This window comes from Microcoleus sp. S13_C3, assembly GCF_036700905.1.
In the GTDB taxonomy this organism is placed as follows: domain Bacteria; phylum Cyanobacteriota; class Cyanobacteriia; order Cyanobacteriales; family Microcoleaceae; genus Microcoleus.
Map to the genome: position 1 here is coordinate 14,014 of NZ_JAUBPT010000045.1, position 16,915 is coordinate 30,928.

Sequence of the window (16,915 nt, forward strand, 5' to 3'; positions counted from 1 at the left end):
TGTTCTGAAGGCAAGGTGAGTCAGCGGTAGATAAAAATAGTGGAAACTCAGGCAGGAGTTGAAACAGCAGTAATTTGAATTCGATTTAAAGTTTTCTCCTCTAACTCAACAACGGTTTTTTTGTCAAAGCAGCCTTTACAGGCTGCTTTTTTTTTGATCTAATCGCGGATTTCCAGGTTGTACTGGCGGCAGAGGTCGATCAGTTCTTGTTGGAAGCGATCGCGCACATTCTGGGGCGAGACAATCACGCAGTCTTTGCCGTACCGAAACACCTCTCGGAACAGCCAGAATCGGCTGGATACCCGCTTCACTACATGGCGCACGTCTCCCACCATTTCATTTGCCACATCGTCCTCCTCTTTGGCTTCATAGTTTCCAGCCAATCCCCTTGAAAAGTGTAAGTGTACTTCCAGATAGTCTATGGTTTCGCGCCAATTTTCACTGGCAGGTAGCAAGTTAACAATCTTGTCCAAACGCAAACACCGATTGTGAGCTAATTCCGGGATTTCTCTGGGATCGGCATCGTCGCACCAGATTTCTAGGTACAGGCGCTTGTCGTAGAGGCGAATTTTGGCACTGCGGGCAGTAAATTCGCTCAATTTGTCTTTGCCTGACTGGTAAAACAGCCTGAACGGTTGGCGATCGTCAATCAGTTGATTGAGTCGAAGCCGCCACGCTTCGGCAGTTTGGTTGACTTGTTCGAGCAACTTTTGCCGGAAAGGGGTTTCCAGATTGGCTTTGTCCAAAAGTAATGCCATGACGATCTGGGCGGCTTCGACTTCGCCAGAGTCGTTGAGGAATTTGACGGCTTTGTTCAAGGATTGTACCTGCACTGAATTGAGGGTAAAGGGTTCGCCCACTTCGATTTTTTGTTGGGCGATCGCGACCAGTAACCCAGACACACTGGGACTTTTGCCCCATTTGATACCGAGGCGAAGGGCGATCGCCTCTAGCTGTTCCTTGGTTCCGGTCGGAATTGAAAGTGTAATTGTCTCTTTTTTGCGGGGCATTCAACAAATTGTAATTACACACTTGACAGATTGGGTTTTCAATGTAAATATAATTTTAGTGCAAGTACAAACATCCCAGAGATAACGAAGGCTATAAATTTCAGTCCTGGACGCATGGTAGTCAGAAACCGGGTTTTTTTACGAAAAGACGCGTTCTACCCGACAGTTCGAGTATAAAAACCCGGTTTCTTTGGTTTTATGCGTTCAGGACTGAATTTGAGAAACGTCGCCTGAGCCTGCAGTAGCACGAAACCGATTGTTGCTGAACGTCAATAATAGGGTGTAAGGCTATTTTGTCAGGGGATTGGAGGGAAGTTTTCTCCTTCTACCCCTGTAAAGATAGAGTGCTAGAGACAATTTATTATGACTAGAAAAATTTATCTGTCCTAGTCGTCGAATTTGTTTACCCTACAAAAGTTAACCATGCTCCAAATTTACCCAACGCTGACTGAACTTCAGGAAATTGCTTCACAACTTCCCGAACAAATTCCTTACCTCAAAATGCTCGTTCTCTTTGGTTCTCGTGCCAGAGGTGATACTCACGCAAAAAGTGATTGGGATTTTGCCGCACTTTACGATGAAAAGCTTAGGGAAGAATATTGCCAAGACCGGGGATTTTCTTGGTTTGAAGTTCCAGGAATTTTGGGTGAAGCTTTTAGAATAAATAGTGACGAGATTGATGTGGTGGAATTACATCGCTGTTCGTCGCTAATTGCTCATTTTGTAGCGCGAGATGGAATTTTACTGTACGAAACAGAATTAGGTAAATTTGAAGCTTTTAAACAACAATGTTTCATGACTGATGCAGAATTAGAAGTGCTGCGTCAGAATCTGCGACAAAAAATCGAGGTTGCGTTGCAAAGGAGGGGAGTATGAAGGAGATTGAGCCTGCCATCGTCCTAGCTAAGCTGGATTTTATGACAGACTATCTAGAGAGTTTAAGTTGTTTTGAGTCAATTTCTTTAGAAGAATATCTCACAAATCGAGGAAACCAGTTAATTGTAGAACGATTGTTGCAACTAATTATTCAAGTTGCAATTGATGTCAATCGATATTTGCTCAAGCGATTAGAAGTCCAGCAACCGAATAGCAACTTTGATGTTTTTATAGAAGTTAGCAACTGTGGCATTATAACAGCGGAGTTAGCTAGCATCTTATCTCAATCAGGTGTTTTGCGTAACCGTCTGGTACATCTGTATGACGAAATCGATCCTGTCAAAGTGCATCAAGCCATCGATATTGTATTGCAGAAATACCCGATTTATCAACGGCAAGTCACTAATTATCTAGATTCTCTTCGAGACAATAATAGATCGGGAATAGATTAAAAATGGCAAATTATTCTATAACTCTTAAACCCGTGTACTCATGTCCCGCCCAAACGCTTCCATCAGGCATTACCTTACCTCCGGGCTGGGACGGGCTCTCGCGGCATCAAGTCGAAACCTACGAAGCACTGCAAGACCCAAGCATTGATGTTGTCTTCAATACAGCAATGACAGGGGACGGTAAAAGTTTAGCAGCTTTTCTGGCAGCCGTGACCAATCGCACGTACACTTTAGCAATGTACCCCACAAACGAACTGGCGCGCGATCAGGAAAAACAGGTAAGAGGCTACAAAGCACTGTTTAAACCGGAAAACGACCCGCAAATTTATCGTTTGAATGCAGCGATTCTTGAGGATTTTATTGCAACAAATAAACTTTCTTCAAAATTAGCAGGATTGTGCGATCGCGCCGACAACTCAGAAATTTTGCTGACAAATCCCGACATCTTCCACTACATCCACGATTTCCGCTACTTGCGGCGAAACCAAAAAGGCCAAGGAGACAATGCCGATCGCCTGTTTGCCAAGATTGACGACACCTACAAACTCTTTGTTTTTGACGAATTCCACATCTTCTCATCTCCTCAAATTGCCAGCGTCATCAATGCCATCTTGCTAATTAAGCATACACTTCCTGGCAAAAAATTTTTATTCCTCTCTGCTACGCCAAACGAGTTGTTGGAAGAGGGGTTTTCCAAGGCTGGGTTAAAGTATCGCATAATCGATCCAGTCAAGCAGGGAGGTTATCAGTTTTCAGCAGGTGACAATTGGCGGCAGATTAGTTATCCGATTAACTTGAGTTTTCCCCAAAAGTTAGAACCAAATCTGCGTTCCAGCTATAATTGGATTGTCGAAAATGCCGAAACAACAATTTTCAAATTCTTTCAAGATAATCCTGGGAGTAAAGGTGCAATTATCCTTAACTCGATCGCCGCTGTAAAAACCTTAGTCCCCAAATTCAAGGCAATTTTTGAACCGCTGGGATTGAAAGTCCGAGAAAATACTGGATTGACTGGTGAGACAGAGAAGTCTAAATCTGTTGAAGACGCTGACTTACTTTTGGGAACATCGACAATTGATGTGGGGGTTGACTTTCGGATTAACTTTTTAGTATTTGAAGCGGCGGATGCGGGGAATTTTATTCAGCGTTTCGGCAGGTTGGGGAGACATCCAGGCTTTGAGATTTATCAAGCTTATGCTTTGCTGCCCCACTTTATTGTAGAGAGGCTGTTTGAAGCTGAAAACCATCCGCTGCAAGATGGCGAAACGCGCGATCGCATTAGTTTGTCCGACGCTATCCGCCAGCATTACGGCTATGTCAACGAGTTTCGACAGTATCCCAAACGGTGGGGCGGAATTCAGTCAGCTTGCGTGCATTTAGAGTTGGAAAAAAATTATCAGATGAAAACCAAGTATCCCGAAGCAGCGGATAATTTTGCAGCCGATATTGAGCAAGCTTTGGGAGTTACGATTAAACAGATGCGAGGGCAGCTTTTCCGCTGTATGGAAAAGGAGAAAAAGAAAATTATTGAGGAGGCTCGAAGTTTTCGGGGTATCAGCCAGCTAGATTGTGGGATTTATGACACGACTAATCCCGATGAGCCGGAGAAAGAACGGTTTAAAACTTACAATCTCCCCAGTTTGCTCAGTAACTTTCATTTTGATTTGATGACAAGCGCCGACTTTATGGAGAGAGCTAAAAAAGCTGGGTTAGCAGTCAGCCGTTTTGATAAAGCTTTGTGTTATTTGAAATTGACTGGATATCGGGAATTGCGAGAAGATTGGCAGTTTTATTGCTCGCGAGACGATTTGGATGAGATTGCTAAATCCGGCAAGGTGCAAATCCTGAAAGGTTTGGAAGTGACAGGGGGAACTAACGAGATTAGCGGCAAATTATCTAATCGAGGTTTAGTGTGCTTTGTTTCCGATCGCGATCGCGCTACTTTGCGAGCCAAGTGTGGATTGCCCGTGCATTTCCAAGCCTATGCTTTGAGCGATCGATTTGATGGTAAAGCAACTTACACCATCGCGTTTGGGCGATCGGCGCTGTTGCTGGAGACGCTGATTTGGCACTGGAAACCGCAGCAGGATGAAGGTTGGATTTGCTGAAAAGCTTGAGGAGAAAGGGTTTAGCCCGACATCAGAAGGCGACAGTGTTTCAATCCCTGATAGGTATTTAGGTATTTCTACTAATGCAGCACTGAACTGCGCCCTTTGCTCCTTACTCAATAATACGCGATGTTGTTCCTGGCGACTAACCATTAGTCTATAGTGACTCTTCATCAATAAGGCTACAGTAACTACTTGACATTCGCGAGGAGAGGATGGCACGATGAGAACAACCTCAACAGACTTCTTATGGATATTCATCTCAACGACAGCGATATCTCTCAGATGCCAGAACTGCTAAGAACTTCGTTTCTCGACTGGCTCCCCAAACGCCTAAATATCAATCCGTCACAGCCGCCCGATCGAACAGCCCTTCCCCAGCAGCCCAGTAAACCGGAGACACCACCGACTCAGTTAACTCTCGATTTGGCACTTGCCAGCCAGACTTCAGAGGAGAAAGCGGACAACTCCCATGTCAAGCTGACTCAGCTACTTGACGCGGGTATCACCAAGCGAGGAATGCCTGTGCGAGTCAAACTGAAGCGGGATGTTGCAAAAAAGTTAGGTCGGGACTATATCAATAGCCTGGAAATCTCCATGAAAGGAACCATTGTTTACGACGGACAAGATTTTGATAAACCGAGTCCCTTGGCAACAAAAATAAATCGCGGTTCAGCTAATGGCTGGGAGTACATCGAGGTTAAGAAGAATCACCAGTGGATTTGTTTAAATGAATTGCGCGAAACCTGGAGGAAGACCAATGACTAGAGATAATTTACTGTCCCGAATTTCGATCGATCCAAATATCTGTTTTGGAAAACCCTGCATTCGCGGCCACCGCATTTGGGTTTCCCTAATCCTTGACTACCTAGCTGGAGGCATGACTGTTGAGGAAATCCTAGAAGCATATCCAAGCATAGAAAGAGACGATGTATTCGCTTGTATTGCTTACGGTGCCGAAGTAACGCGAGATTATTATACCGACATTCCATTAGGAAAAAAGGAGGAAGCAACTACGTGAAGTTAAAGCTAGATGAAAATGTCGATCTTCGCGTTGTTACCTTTTTACGTTTGGCAGGGCATGACGTAGAAACAGTACCCAACCAAGGTTTGACTTCAGCACCCGATGTGGAACTGATTAATGTTTGTCGTCAAGAGGAAAGATGTTTAGTTACTGCCGATCGCGGTTTTGGCAATCGAATGCGGTTTAATCCATCTGATTATGCGGGGATTGTTGTAATTCGGCTAACATCTCGTGCGAATTTTACAGAGTGGAGAGAAGCAATAGAAACGTTAATCCTCGGATTAGAGCAAGCCGAAGTTTTTGGGAAATTGTGGATTATTCGACAGGGTACGATTCAGGAATATCAACCCACTCAACCAGAGGAAACATAATTATGAATGAAGATGAACTTTATAAATGGCTGCATTCTCCAGATGATGATGACAGTGAAACTCCTGCAAAATACGAACTTTTGACAGTTCGCTTATTTAAAGAAGCAATTCGAGAAACGGCAGGAAATCAGGGCGATCGCCTTTTAACATCTTTCGCCGAAAATGTCCTACCAAAACTGATTCAGCAGCTAGTTGGAGCCACAGCCAAAGGCGGTCAATTTACAGAAGATATGCGCGCAAAAGGCAACAACGTCGAGCGCAGCAAACACGATCAATCATTTACTTCTCACCTGCTTAACGGCTTATTCCCAACTTACCGAATTCTCAAGAAACTCAAGACAGATACACCTGAAACCAATCCTGTTAAACGCAACTGCGGTGAAACAGAAACAGCTTTGTTCGTAGCATCGTACATCCTGCACGACTTCGATAAGTTTCCAGATTATTGTAAATGGCTGAAAACTAACGATTTAGAGGGAAAATTTGCCAACCGAGACTGGCGAGACAAACCACCTCATAAAGACGAAGCCCCCAATTTTGGACGCGATTATGTTGCTCTCAAAATTCAACAACTTGGATTAGATAGTTTATTAGGCGAAAATTGGCGATCGCACATCGATGATCTCGTCTGGATGAGCAACAACGCCGGAGTCAAACATGATAGCGATCGGGGTCTGGAAATTCGCGGATTGCAGCCTAAACTCGATGGTAGAATCCGAGGAACTATAGCCAATTTAGTCAGACTCTCAGACTTATTCGCCTCAGTTATCAAACATCCCAGCGATGCAGAAGCTAACGGTTTATCTGAAGTTTTGACTTCCCTCAGCAACGGGCAACTTAAATTTAGCTATCACTCGCTCTCAGACAATCGCGGAGTATTGACAAATATCATTAACAATGCTCTGATGGATGCTCATCCCAGCGAGTTTTATACGCCACTGCTGTATTTGCCAGATGGTGCAGTTTATCTCGCTAAAACCGATGCACCGGCCATCGAAACTGCTGAAATTTCTAACCAAGTTATCGCAAAAATTCGCAAGCTTTGTGCCGAGAGATTGAAGCTCAAAACAATAGGATTTAGTCGAGACGGAAAAGGCTTTAAATTTGGTGAATTTTACTGGCTGTTTTTTGATATAATCGAACTCATGGGAGTTAGCATCGAAGCAGCTTGCAAACTCATTACCAGCACCAAAGCATCCTCTGCAAAAAAGCGCAGCGACAGCTTGCTAAGTTTCCAAAAAGATGGAGATTTGCCCGGTGAATTAACTCTTGAATTTCCAGAAGACTATCGGATTGATAGGCTAGCAGAATTTGGCGATATCCTGTGTCGGGGCATTTGGAATAAATGGCAGGAACGCTTGAGTGATTCTCAAAAAGAATTGCCCAAAGCTAAACGGCAAAGCCCGCCGGAATTAGATTTGACTCAAAAACTTGCGGAACATTTAGGTTTAGCCGACCAAATACCCGCTTTAAAAGCAATCCAATCTCTCAAAAAAACAGGCGGCGTTCCTCTGGATTGGTATTACTTAGCTGCACAGTATTTTGAACGAAAGAAAGGATTAGATGAAACTCAAGTGCGCGCCGTCTTAACCGATATGGTTGAATGTGCAGTCACTCTCATCAAACCCATCGCCGAAAAGTTTGAAATTCCCGACGGCTGGAACGATTTGCGGACTTATGTCAGCCGCATTGTTTCCTTGCCTACGGGGGCAGTTGTCAAACCAGAAACCGATCCGTTTTTACTAGAATTGGCGCGCTACAGTGCAGCCAAGATCACAGGGAGAGGACGCGAAAATGTTTGTGCGATGTCGAGTTCGGCTTACACTGTGACAGAACAAATGGAGGCGGCGACTTTATTTACTCCCCAAGTTTACAGCAACCGCCAAATTTTGTTTAACGCGCAAGCTGCCAAGCGTCAGATTTGCTCAATTTGGTCGATCGAGATTATGTTGAGACAAATTTTGATGAATCAAACCAATGCCACGGGAGGAGATTTTGAAGGGCGCAAATATCGGTATCTCTATCTTTACCCAGCTTACTTCTTTACTCCCGAAACCAACAAGTTTCTTCAGAAAGCTTACAGTTGGATTGCCAGAACGCGATTTGATGCTGATATCCGCAAGCATTTGATTACTGAGAAACAAATTGCTAATTTTACCCTTGACAATTATCAACAGGTTGATTCATTATTGATTCAGGAGAATTTGCAAGCCGAAGACGATCGCACTTTCAAGATCAGCTATCCAGACAATCAACCGCTGACCTTTTTCTTCCTAGCATTGCCACCAGGAAAAGATGCCACAGATACCGAATCTTGGGTAATGCCGGCTTGGTTAGCCTTTGCTTTACCGCTAATTCTCGATGTCAAAACAGTTGCATCCGAGTCGCCAGTACCGCCCTTTATTAGCGGTGCAGATTTTGAAAAAACCGTTGTGATTGATGGCGAACATCAAGCAATTCGTTCTCTGATTAAGCAAGATGAATATCGCTTAGACGGCATTTTGTCTCCGCCATCAAATCCGCCTAAATTTTCACCGCTAAATGCTCTAAGTGCTGCTTACTGCATTCACTTAGAAGTTAACCGCAAAAAAGATGGCAATCCCGACTGGGGGAAATTGTCAGATTTAGCACGCGATTTAGAAACCAGTCCTCTTTATGTCTTTCACTACCTGAATAAATGGCTGCGAAAACAAGACAAACTTGAGTCCGTACCCATTGCCAAAATCCGCCTGTACCTAAATTTTTACTACTACTTTGAACCCGAGGGAAAAACTGTGAATCAAATGCGAGAATTGACCGAACTGTACCGCCGCTTTTATCGGGCAAAAAGTCAATATGCGAAAGCTAATGCTGTGCTGAAACCTATTGACGAAGCTGCTGATGTTATTCTGAAATTTGATAAAGCTTTAGCCAACAATACTGAATCTTTAACAGATATTGTGGGGGGACGTTTATCAAAGCTGATGAATAACGTGCGGCGGCGGGCGGCGGAAGGAAAACCGACACTTGCTTTTGTTGATGGGAAGTGGAAACCTGCTTTGAATTCTGAGGAAGAACGGCAAGCAATTTATGATTTTGCTAAGTATTTTGTGGAGGTGATTTTTAATGGAAGTTTGAAGGGCGATCGCGCGCGTTTAGCAGGCACTCAACTCAACTTAATCCGGGATACTTGCGATTACCTTTATCGCTTAGAAGATGACAAAGAACGCAAGGAACGCAAGCAGGAAGAACCTGATGAAGTTCCCGAAACAGAAACAGAATCCGCCTAAATAGTCCCCATTTTTGCAATCAAATTGTACTGGAGAAACAACCATGAAATTTCTGAAAACCCTTGATTCTAAGTTTTTTCACGATGAAATTCCCGCAAAACCGATGGGAAAATACGCTCATTTTATCACCGTTCGCGTCACCGAATCTTATCCGCTGTTTCAGACAGACGGCGAATTGAATAAAGCCAGAGTAAGTGCTGGAATTGAAGACAAAACGCAGATCAGCCGTTTAGCAATGTTTAAGCGGAAACAGTCTACGCCCGAACGTTTAACAGGACGGGAGTTGCTGCGAAATTACAAAATTGGCGACTGGGAAAAGTGCGACTACAACGTCGATTTTAGCAAAACTACTCCTGATTGTATTTTGTACGGTTTTGCGATCGGCGATTCGGGTTCTGAGAAATCTAAAGTAGTCGTAGACACCGCTTATTCAATTACTCCCTTCGACGATTCTCATCTTAATTTTACCCTCAATGCACCGTTTGAGAGTGGAACAATGAGCCGCCAGGGAGAAGTTACCAGCCGCATTAACAGCCAAGACCACATTTTACCTCAAGTCTTTTTTCCCAGCATTGTAACGCTAAAAGATCCCACAGAAACAGGTTTTCTCTACGTTTTCAACAACATTCTCCGAACGCGGCACTACGGGGCGCAAACTACCCGCACAGGTCGAGTTCGCAATGAATTAATCGGGGTAATTTTTGCTGATGGCGAGATTGTTAGCAATCTGCGGTGGACGCAAAAAATCTATGACTTGATGAGTGCTGCGGGCAAAATTAATCCCCCAGATCCTCTCAATGAAGATGATGTTTTGACTCATGCGAATCGAGCAATTTCTGAACTAATGGATGGAGAGTGTATCTCACACCGTGATTTTCTCGGTGAATCTTTTAATCGCCTTTTGGCAGAGGTTAAATCGATTTCCAGCGATGAAACTCAATTACAAGCAATGCTGACTCAAGCTAATACCGAATCAACAGCTTATGCTCAGAAACATATCTTAAAAAGTTCTGAAAAAGGCAAGAAAGGTAAGAAAGCAGTTGCACCGACGGAGTAACAACAATGGCTTTTATTTACCGCTGTCAAATCGAGTTGCACGATAGCCTTTATTTTGCAACTCGCGAGATAGGGAGACTTTACGAAACAGAGCCGGTAATTCACAATTACGCGCTTTGTTACGCCCTCGGTTTGGTGGATAGCGAAATCTATTCCACCACCGTTTCTGAAGAACATTCCTATCGCTATTTCTGTCCCGAACAAGTTCCTAAATACGAGCCGCATTTAACGGCGCTCAACCAACAGGGGATTTATGTTACTCCGGGGCGATCTATTTCTCACTCCTCTACCCTCAACACTTGGAAATATGCCAACAACAACTATCACGTTGAGATGGAGAAAACTCAGAAAAATATCCCTAGTTTTGGCAGAACAAAAGAAATCGCGCCGGAAAGCAAATTTGAGTTTTTCATAATCTCAGAGAAGTCTCTGAAACTGGCAAAGTGGATACGGTTGGGAAAGTGGATGAGCAAAGCAGCAGTCGAAATCGTAGAACAGAAGGAAGTGAAGCGATCGACTTCTGAAGCTAACTTAAATTTTCCCTATCTGCTCAACCCTTTAGACGTGATGTTTTCCCATCAAGTGATTAGCTACGATGTGGTTAATATGCCTCCGGTTAGCCTCATCCAAAATGTCAAAATGCTAGGGCGATATTACGAGTTTGAGCCACTCAAAATTCCCGCTTGTATGGAATACCGCTTTCGGGCAGATTAATAGGAGGCAGAGCCTCTAGAAATGCGTTCCCAGGTAGAACCTGGGAACGAGCAATTTACCATAATTCCTGTAGGGGCGGGTTCACCAATATCTGTAATAAAAACGAGAGATTCTGTCAACCCGCCCCGATCTTCAATTATGGTCGATCGTTCCCATATCTTATCATATTATATCCCTTGGCTTGACCGTAATACCCCGACCGGGGCGGGTTTTTGAGATTGCCAATTATTGGCAGATATTGTTGGTAAACCCGCCCCTACAATATTATCGGTAATCGATCGCAAATCATATCATTTCCTGGTGGTCTGCAATGCTTTCAACAATCACCAACCATTAACCAAATATGCCACACAGCCTAGTCCTCAACATCCTGCCCCTGGCCCCAATTCCCCCCGGATACCTCACCGGAAGACACCTGCACGCCCTCTTCCTCACCCTCGTGAGCTCCGTTGACAAAAAACTCGGCGATCGCCTCCACGATGCCACCGCCCAAAAATCCTTCACTCTCAGCCCTTTGCAAACTAAAAAATGCCCTTTCAAAAAACACCATTTCCTCCAATGGGAACACACAGAACCGATTCCAGAACACACCCTCTGTTGGTGGCGAATTACTCTGCTTGATGACACTTTATTCGGCAAATTAACTAATCTTTGGCTGAATCTCAATCCCTCGAAGCCGTGGCATTTGGGGCCAGCCGATTTGATGATTACCAAGATTCTCGGAACGCCCCAAGTAGATCAGCCTTGGGCTAATGCTTGCGATTACTCTCAATTGTACGATCGCGCTTCTGAAACCAATCGTTTAATTGCCTTCAGCTTTGCGACTCCTACAACTTTTCGACAGGGAAAATTTGATTCCGTGATTCCTACTAGAGACTGCGTTTTTAATAGTCTCCTCAGTCGGTGGAATAAGTACAGCCCGATCGCAATTCCCGATCTTTCCTTCGATGCACTTTTTTCGAGCTTTGTCAATATCCGAAGTGAAAAATTGACAAACTATCAAAGCGATTTTGTTGGCATGGTTGGAGAGGTTAGTTATCGGATTTTGGGAGATGTCGAGCCCTTAGTGATTAAGCAAATTAATGCTTTGGCTGATTTTGCTGTTTACTGCGGGGTGGGGAGGAAAACTCCGATGGGGATGGGAATGACTAGGCGAATAGTTGTTAAAAAAGTTCTTGATAACTGAACGTAAAACCCATAGTCCGCCAGGGGTTGAAACCCCTGCCTAATAGCTAAAGTCCTCTGAAGAGGACTGCAACTATGAATGATTAAATTACTTCTTCAGTCGGTTTCAACCTTTGCGCTTACTGTTACCAATAAGCTCAAAATATCATCAATGATTAAATTACTTCTTCAGTCGGTTTCAACCGACTTTAGCTATGAGACAGGGGTTTCAACCCCTGGCGGACTGGCGGATCACTAATTCCTCAAATAACTGGTTCCTAGGCTCTGCCTGGGAACCGATATCCAGAGGCTCTGCCTCGCTTGCTCAGGGAGGAAAATTGGAGGCAGAGCCTCCGGATCTGTGTTCCCAGGCTCTGCCTGGGAACGAGTAGACTCTTGTGGAACAGGCATCTTGCCTGTTGCTAATTCCCAATTACCAATCTCTTACAAACCATCAAAAAAATGAACGATTCTGATTACATTTCGATCGCAACTCTCAACCAGTATTCTTACTGTCCTCATCGCTGTTGGCGAATGTCTTGTGCTGGAGAATTTACAGATAATCAGTATACCATAGAAGGGACAAGTTTGCACGATCGCGTTCACACGATGGGCGAGATTAATCGGGATGAAACTTGGCAGGTGCGGGCGATTTGGCTGAAATCCGAGCGCTACAAACTGATTGGTAAATCGGATTTGATTGAGTCGGCTGAGGGTGAGATTTACCCCGTGGAATACAAGCGGGGACGGAAGGGGGAATGGGATAATGATGAGTTGCAGGTTTGCGCTCAAGCGCTTTGTTTAGAGGAGATGACGGGGAAAACTATTGCGACTGGATATGTGTATTACGCGCAATCGCATCAGCGGCAATTAGTAGAGATTTCTGAGCAATTGAGACAGGATGCGATCGCCACCATCACCGCTATCCAATTTTTGCTGCAAACAGGCACAATGCCTAGACCTAATTATACCAAACGCTGTCAAGGTTGCAGCCTTTATCAGCAATGTTTGCCGCAAGCTGCTGATAAAGTCCTGCGCTATCAAGAAGCTAATTAATCCAAACTACAAATTTAGGAGTCAATCATGGGGACACTGTATATCAATCAAGATGATGTGTTTATTGGGAAAACAGATGAACGCCTCAATGTCAAGGCAAAAAATCAAATCTTACAGGATGTGCCTTTGATTCATTTAGATGGAGTGGTGATTTTGGGACGGGCGACTATTTCTCCGGCGGCGATCGCAGAATTGCTACAACGGAAAATTCCTCTGACTTTTATCACCGATACTGGTCACTATTTGGGTAAGCTAGAACCGGAATTAAGTAAAAACATTTTCGTTCGCAATGCTCAGTGGAAAGCGGCGGGGGAAACTTCCCAAGCTATTCATGTTGTCCGGGGTTTTATTCGCGGAAAATTGAAGAATTATCGCAGCAGTTTATCTCAAACTCAGCGGGAACATTCCGAACTAAATTTAGCATCGGCAATTATGCAGATTTCCAATGCGATCGCCAAACTTGACAAAACTGACAATATTGACTCTTTGCGCGGGCACGAGGGGGCTGGTAGTGCCGCGTATTTCGGAGTTTTTAACCAATTAATTCGCGCGGAAGGCTTTGTGTTTCAACCGCGACACCGCCCTGCTACCGATCCGGTGAATTCTTTGATGAATTTTGCTTACACGCTGCTGCGTCACGACGTGCAAAGTGCGATTAATATTGTGGGATTTGACCCTTATTTAGGATACCTTCATATGCAGCGCTACGGCCGCGTGGGTTTAGCATTTGATTTGATGGAAGAGTTCCGCCCTTTGGTAGCAGACAGTATCATTTTGAATGCGATTAACCGCCGGATTCTGACGCCGAATGATTTTACTGTGGAACCGCTGAGTAATGTGGTACGACTGTCGGAAACGGGACGTAAAGAGTTTCTGAAGTTGTATGAAAAGAAAAAGCAGTCTGAGTTTAAGCATCCTGTTTTGAAACGCAAGTGTACCTATCAAGAAGCTTTTGAAATTCAAGGGCGGCTGTTGGCGAAATATTTGATGGGCGAGATTGACAAATATCCACCTTTAGTTTTGTACTAGATATGCACATTCTGATTTCTTACGATATTTCGGAAGACAAGCGCCGGACAAAGATTCACAAAATGCTCAAGTCTTACGGGCAGTGGATGCAGTACAGTGTGTTTGAGTGTGCTGATTTGAGCGAGACTCAGTATGCAAAGTTGCGATCGCGCCTGAACAAAGTCATCAAACCCAACGAAGACAGTATTTTGTTTTTCCCGCTGTGCGCTTGCTGTCAGGGTAAAATCGAACGTATTGGTGGGGTAGTGCCTGCCGATCGCACAATATTTTTTGCTTAGTTTCCGTGAGTCGGTAGGTGTTAAAATAGGGGTATCAAATTTTTCGGCTCAAACTCATGTCCTGCAAGAGTTTGATGCCCCCAGTCTGAAAAAACCATTCACGGAAAGTCTGTAAGCTTTACAGGATAAGCTTTTGGAGGGAGTATGGAAAATTGGGTATTGACAAGCCGCAGGCTGGAATGGTACTTTTGTTTTAGATTCACGGAACTGCACCTTGAAAACCAAATACAGCAAGGCTTCTGGAACGGGCGGCCGAAAACAACCTAAAACCCTACCAGGGATTGAAACTCTGTTGGCGGAGATGTGGAAAAATCCACCGTGCTAGTAATGCCGAAAACAACCTAAAACCCTACCAGGGATTGAAACTCTACCAGTGCAACTAATTCCGTTAGTGGCATCTGCCGCCGAAAACAACCTAAAACCCTACCAGGGATTGAAACTGAGCTATTTCTACCCATTGCGGCTGTTGAGCTTGAAGCCGAAAACAACCTAAAACCCTACCAGGGATTGAAACTACATACCCAGTTACGAAATGGTACGGCAGCGGGCAGGCCGAAAACAACCTAAAACCCTACCAGGGATTGAAACTCCTCCTATTAGTCTTAGTTAAAAGTTATGCAGGTTGCCGAAAACAACCTAAAACCCTACCAGGGATTGAAACTGCGTGTTTGGCAAAACCCCATCCCACAACCTCCAGCCGAAAACAACCTAAAACCCTACCAGGGATTGAAACGTAGGTCTTTTCATTGACACCGTTGAGTTTGGCGAGCCGAAAACAACCTAAAACCCTACCAGGGATTGAAACATCAAGGCGGCAGTGTCTTGTGGCAACAACCTAATGCCGAAAACAACCTAAAACCCTACCAGGGATTGAAACGTTGAATAAGGATCTGGTGCAATAGCATTAAATTTTCTCGCCGAAAACAACCTAAAACCCTACCAGGGATTGAAACAACTACAACTGGAGTTCGTAGAATGTACGCACTAGCCGAAAACAACCTAAAACCCTACCAGGGATTGAAACCAGTGATTTGCAAGTAGTAATGCAGTGTCGCCGCCGCCGAAAACAACCTAAAACCCTACCAGGGATTGAAACCGGACTTGATTTGCTCAAGTAAAGCTGTACGCTGGCCGAAAACAACCTAAAACCCTACCAGGGATTGAAACAAATAAAATCGGTTGACAGCCCGGAAAGACGGGCAAAAGCCGAAAACAACCTAAAACCCTACCAGGGATTGAAACCTCCGAGGTATCGCTTTTTCGGTAGCGGAAATCCCTAAAGCCGAAAACAACCTAAAACCCTACCAGGGATTGAAACTAATTAACTCCCCGACTGGCGTGTTGAGTGTTTTCGGCCGAAAACAACCTAAAACCCTACCAGGGATTGAAACTTTGATTAACGACTGGGTAGCGGCTTGACCCGAAGGCCGAAAACAACCTAAAACCCTACCAGGGATTGAAACTTTGGTTGGGAATTTTAAGCTTTCCATTTGTGTTGCCGAAAACAACCTAAAACCCTACCAGGGATTGAAACTTTGGCTAGACCTAATTTCTCTTCTTTAATAATCGCGCCGAAAACAACCTAAAACCCTACCAGGGATTGAAACCCACGGCTTTTCCCCGCCGCCCTGAAGCTTCCAGCCGAAAACAACCTAAAACCCTACCAGGGATTGAAACACATTGAGTGCAGAAGCGATCGCCCAAACAGTCGGGCCGAAAACAACCTAAAACCCTACCAGGGATTGAAACAATCCTATGAAATTGCCCTCGATGGCAAGCGCTACTTAGGCCGAAAACAACCTAAAACCCTACCAGGGATTGAAACCAATCTCTTGACTGTTGGTTTGCGGAACTTTGCAGCCGAAAACAACCTAAAACCCTACCAGGGATTGAAACATCACCGAGACGGCAAGCTAAAGGGCAAGTGGCGCAAGGCCGAAAACAACCTAAAACCCTACCAGGGATTGAAACAGCGCTCATTATGATGTGAATGTCGTAGACCGTTGGAGCCGAAAACAACCTAAAACCCTACCAGGGATTGAAACGAGCCAAAAACTACGGACAGATTAATCCGCAATTTTGCCGAAAACAACCTAAAACCCTACCAGGGATTGAAACAATGTCACTACAACTCCGACTTTTTGGTGGCGGTAGCCGAAAACAACCTAAAACCCTACCAGGGATTGAAACTACAGCAAGTCAGCAGTTGCTCGGATGCTGAATAGCCGAAAACAACCTAAAACCCTACCAGGGATTGAAACTCTGAGTCTAGCATGGTCAGCGGTCTGCATTGTGCTGCCGAAAACAACCTAAAACCCTACCAGGGATTGAAACTAGCTTCACCAATCCCCGTCGCTTCCAAAATTCGATCGCGCCGAAAACAACCTAAAACCCTACCAGGGATTGAAACCCAAATATTGCTTCCCGACCAACTATTGCGATCGCAAGCCGAAAACAACCTAAAACCCTACCAGGGATTGAAACTAAAAAGTCGGTCGGTATCATACC

Annotated in this window: 14 protein-coding genes and 1 CRISPR repeat array (1 of these 15 cut by a window edge); of the genes, 13 read left to right on the forward strand and 1 reads right to left on the reverse strand. The window is 44.5% G+C overall.

Translation table 11 applies throughout. The features are described 5' to 3' along the window. Positions 1-158 precede the first annotated feature (158 nt). A complete protein-coding gene (locus tag QUA16_RS14575; protein ID WP_333103995.1) occupies positions 159-1,010 on the reverse strand; it encodes a WYL domain-containing protein in 852 nt (283 codons plus the stop codon). Between the two features lie 423 nt (positions 1,011-1,433). Between QUA16_RS14575 and mntA the strand changes: the two genes are divergently transcribed. From mntA to cas2, 13 genes are all read left to right on the forward strand, one after another. Next, the gene (gene mntA / locus QUA16_RS14580; RefSeq protein WP_333103997.1) at positions 1,434-1,886 is read left to right on the forward strand and encodes a type VII toxin-antitoxin system MntA family adenylyltransferase antitoxin; all 453 of its coding nucleotides are present in this window, start codon (positions 1,434-1,436) and stop codon (positions 1,884-1,886) included. Then, a complete protein-coding gene (hepT, locus tag QUA16_RS14585; RefSeq protein WP_333103998.1) occupies positions 1,883-2,338 on the forward strand; it encodes a type VII toxin-antitoxin system HepT family RNase toxin in 456 nt (151 codons plus the stop codon). Before mntA ends, hepT begins: the two co-directional genes overlap by 4 nt. A 2-nt stretch (positions 2,339-2,340) precedes the next feature. After that, complete coding sequence (gene cas3 / locus QUA16_RS14590) at positions 2,341-4,446, forward strand: type I-D CRISPR-associated helicase Cas3' (protein WP_333103999.1); 2,106 nt, start codon at positions 2,341-2,343, stop codon at positions 4,444-4,446. A 249-nt stretch (positions 4,447-4,695) separates the two neighbouring features. Beyond that, the gene (locus tag QUA16_RS14595; protein WP_333104000.1) at positions 4,696-5,214 is read left to right on the forward strand and encodes a hypothetical protein; all 519 of its coding nucleotides are present in this window, start codon (positions 4,696-4,698) and stop codon (positions 5,212-5,214) included. Further along, the gene (locus QUA16_RS14600; RefSeq protein WP_333104001.1) at positions 5,207-5,467 is read left to right on the forward strand and encodes a DUF433 domain-containing protein; all 261 of its coding nucleotides are present in this window, start codon (positions 5,207-5,209) and stop codon (positions 5,465-5,467) included. Before QUA16_RS14595 ends, QUA16_RS14600 begins: the two co-directional genes overlap by 8 nt. Next, the gene (locus QUA16_RS14605; protein WP_333104002.1) at positions 5,464-5,841 is read left to right on the forward strand and encodes a DUF5615 family PIN-like protein; all 378 of its coding nucleotides are present in this window, start codon (positions 5,464-5,466) and stop codon (positions 5,839-5,841) included. Before QUA16_RS14600 ends, QUA16_RS14605 begins: the two co-directional genes overlap by 4 nt. A gap of 2 nt (positions 5,842-5,843) precedes the next feature. Beyond that, entirely contained in the window at positions 5,844-9,110 is a 3,267-nt protein-coding gene (gene cas10d, locus QUA16_RS14610) for a type I-D CRISPR-associated protein Cas10d/Csc3 (protein ID WP_333104003.1), read from the forward strand. A 43-nt stretch (positions 9,111-9,153) separates the two neighbouring features. Beyond that, positions 9,154-10,167: a type I-D CRISPR-associated protein Cas7/Csc2 gene (gene cas7d, locus QUA16_RS14615; protein ID WP_333104005.1), complete on the forward strand. Its 1,014-nt coding sequence runs from the start codon at positions 9,154-9,156 to the stop codon at positions 10,165-10,167. A gap of 5 nt (positions 10,168-10,172) precedes the next feature. After that, positions 10,173-10,880, forward strand: coding sequence for a type I-D CRISPR-associated protein Cas5/Csc1 (gene cas5d / locus QUA16_RS14620; protein WP_333104006.1), 708 nt, complete (start codon positions 10,173-10,175; stop codon positions 10,878-10,880). A gap of 343 nt (positions 10,881-11,223) precedes the next feature. Beyond that, on the forward strand, positions 11,224-12,066 hold the full coding sequence (gene cas6 / locus QUA16_RS14625) for a CRISPR-associated endoribonuclease Cas6 (protein WP_333104008.1): 843 nt from the start codon (positions 11,224-11,226) through the stop codon (positions 12,064-12,066). Positions 12,067-12,506: 440 nt separating this feature from the next. After that, positions 12,507-13,100 carry a CRISPR-associated protein Cas4 gene (gene cas4 / locus QUA16_RS14630; RefSeq protein WP_333104009.1) on the forward strand — a complete coding sequence of 198 codons (594 nt, stop codon included), beginning with the start codon at positions 12,507-12,509 and terminating at the stop codon, positions 13,098-13,100. Between the two features lie 27 nt (positions 13,101-13,127). Continuing rightward, the gene (cas1d, locus tag QUA16_RS14635; protein ID WP_333104010.1) at positions 13,128-14,129 is read left to right on the forward strand and encodes a type I-D CRISPR-associated endonuclease Cas1d; all 1,002 of its coding nucleotides are present in this window, start codon (positions 13,128-13,130) and stop codon (positions 14,127-14,129) included. A gap of 2 nt (positions 14,130-14,131) precedes the next feature. Then, complete coding sequence (cas2, locus tag QUA16_RS14640) at positions 14,132-14,407, forward strand: CRISPR-associated endonuclease Cas2 (RefSeq protein WP_172188456.1); 276 nt, start codon at positions 14,132-14,134, stop codon at positions 14,405-14,407. A 251-nt stretch (positions 14,408-14,658) separates the two neighbouring features. Beyond that, positions 14,659-16,915: direct repeats of the CRISPR family, unit length 37 nt; unit sequence GCCGAAAACAACCTAAAACCCTACCAGGGATTGAAAC; it runs 9,678 nt beyond the window's last position.

Bases quoted from the DNA above. Each gene is read 5' to 3' on its own strand.
- QUA16_RS14575 (WP_333103995.1), bottom strand. From the start codon at position 1,010: ATGCCCCGCAAAAAAGAGACAATTACACTTTCAATTCCGACCGGAACC.
- mntA (WP_333103997.1), top strand. From the start codon at position 1,434: ATGCTCCAAATTTACCCAACGCTGACTGAACTTCAGGAAATTGCTTCA.
- hepT (WP_333103998.1), top strand. From the start codon at position 1,883: ATGAAGGAGATTGAGCCTGCCATCGTCCTAGCTAAGCTGGATTTTATG.
- cas3 (WP_333103999.1), top strand. From the start codon at position 2,341: ATGGCAAATTATTCTATAACTCTTAAACCCGTGTACTCATGTCCCGCC.
- QUA16_RS14595 (WP_333104000.1), top strand. From the start codon at position 4,696: ATGGATATTCATCTCAACGACAGCGATATCTCTCAGATGCCAGAACTG.
- QUA16_RS14600 (WP_333104001.1), top strand. From the start codon at position 5,207: ATGACTAGAGATAATTTACTGTCCCGAATTTCGATCGATCCAAATATC.
- cas10d (WP_333104003.1), top strand. From the start codon at position 5,844: ATGAATGAAGATGAACTTTATAAATGGCTGCATTCTCCAGATGATGAT.
- cas7d (WP_333104005.1), top strand. From the start codon at position 9,154: ATGAAATTTCTGAAAACCCTTGATTCTAAGTTTTTTCACGATGAAATT.
- cas5d (WP_333104006.1), top strand. From the start codon at position 10,173: ATGGCTTTTATTTACCGCTGTCAAATCGAGTTGCACGATAGCCTTTAT.
- cas6 (WP_333104008.1), top strand. From the start codon at position 11,224: ATGCCACACAGCCTAGTCCTCAACATCCTGCCCCTGGCCCCAATTCCC.
- cas4 (WP_333104009.1), top strand. From the start codon at position 12,507: ATGAACGATTCTGATTACATTTCGATCGCAACTCTCAACCAGTATTCT.
- cas1d (WP_333104010.1), top strand. From the start codon at position 13,128: ATGGGGACACTGTATATCAATCAAGATGATGTGTTTATTGGGAAAACA.
- cas2 (WP_172188456.1), top strand. From the start codon at position 14,132: ATGCACATTCTGATTTCTTACGATATTTCGGAAGACAAGCGCCGGACA.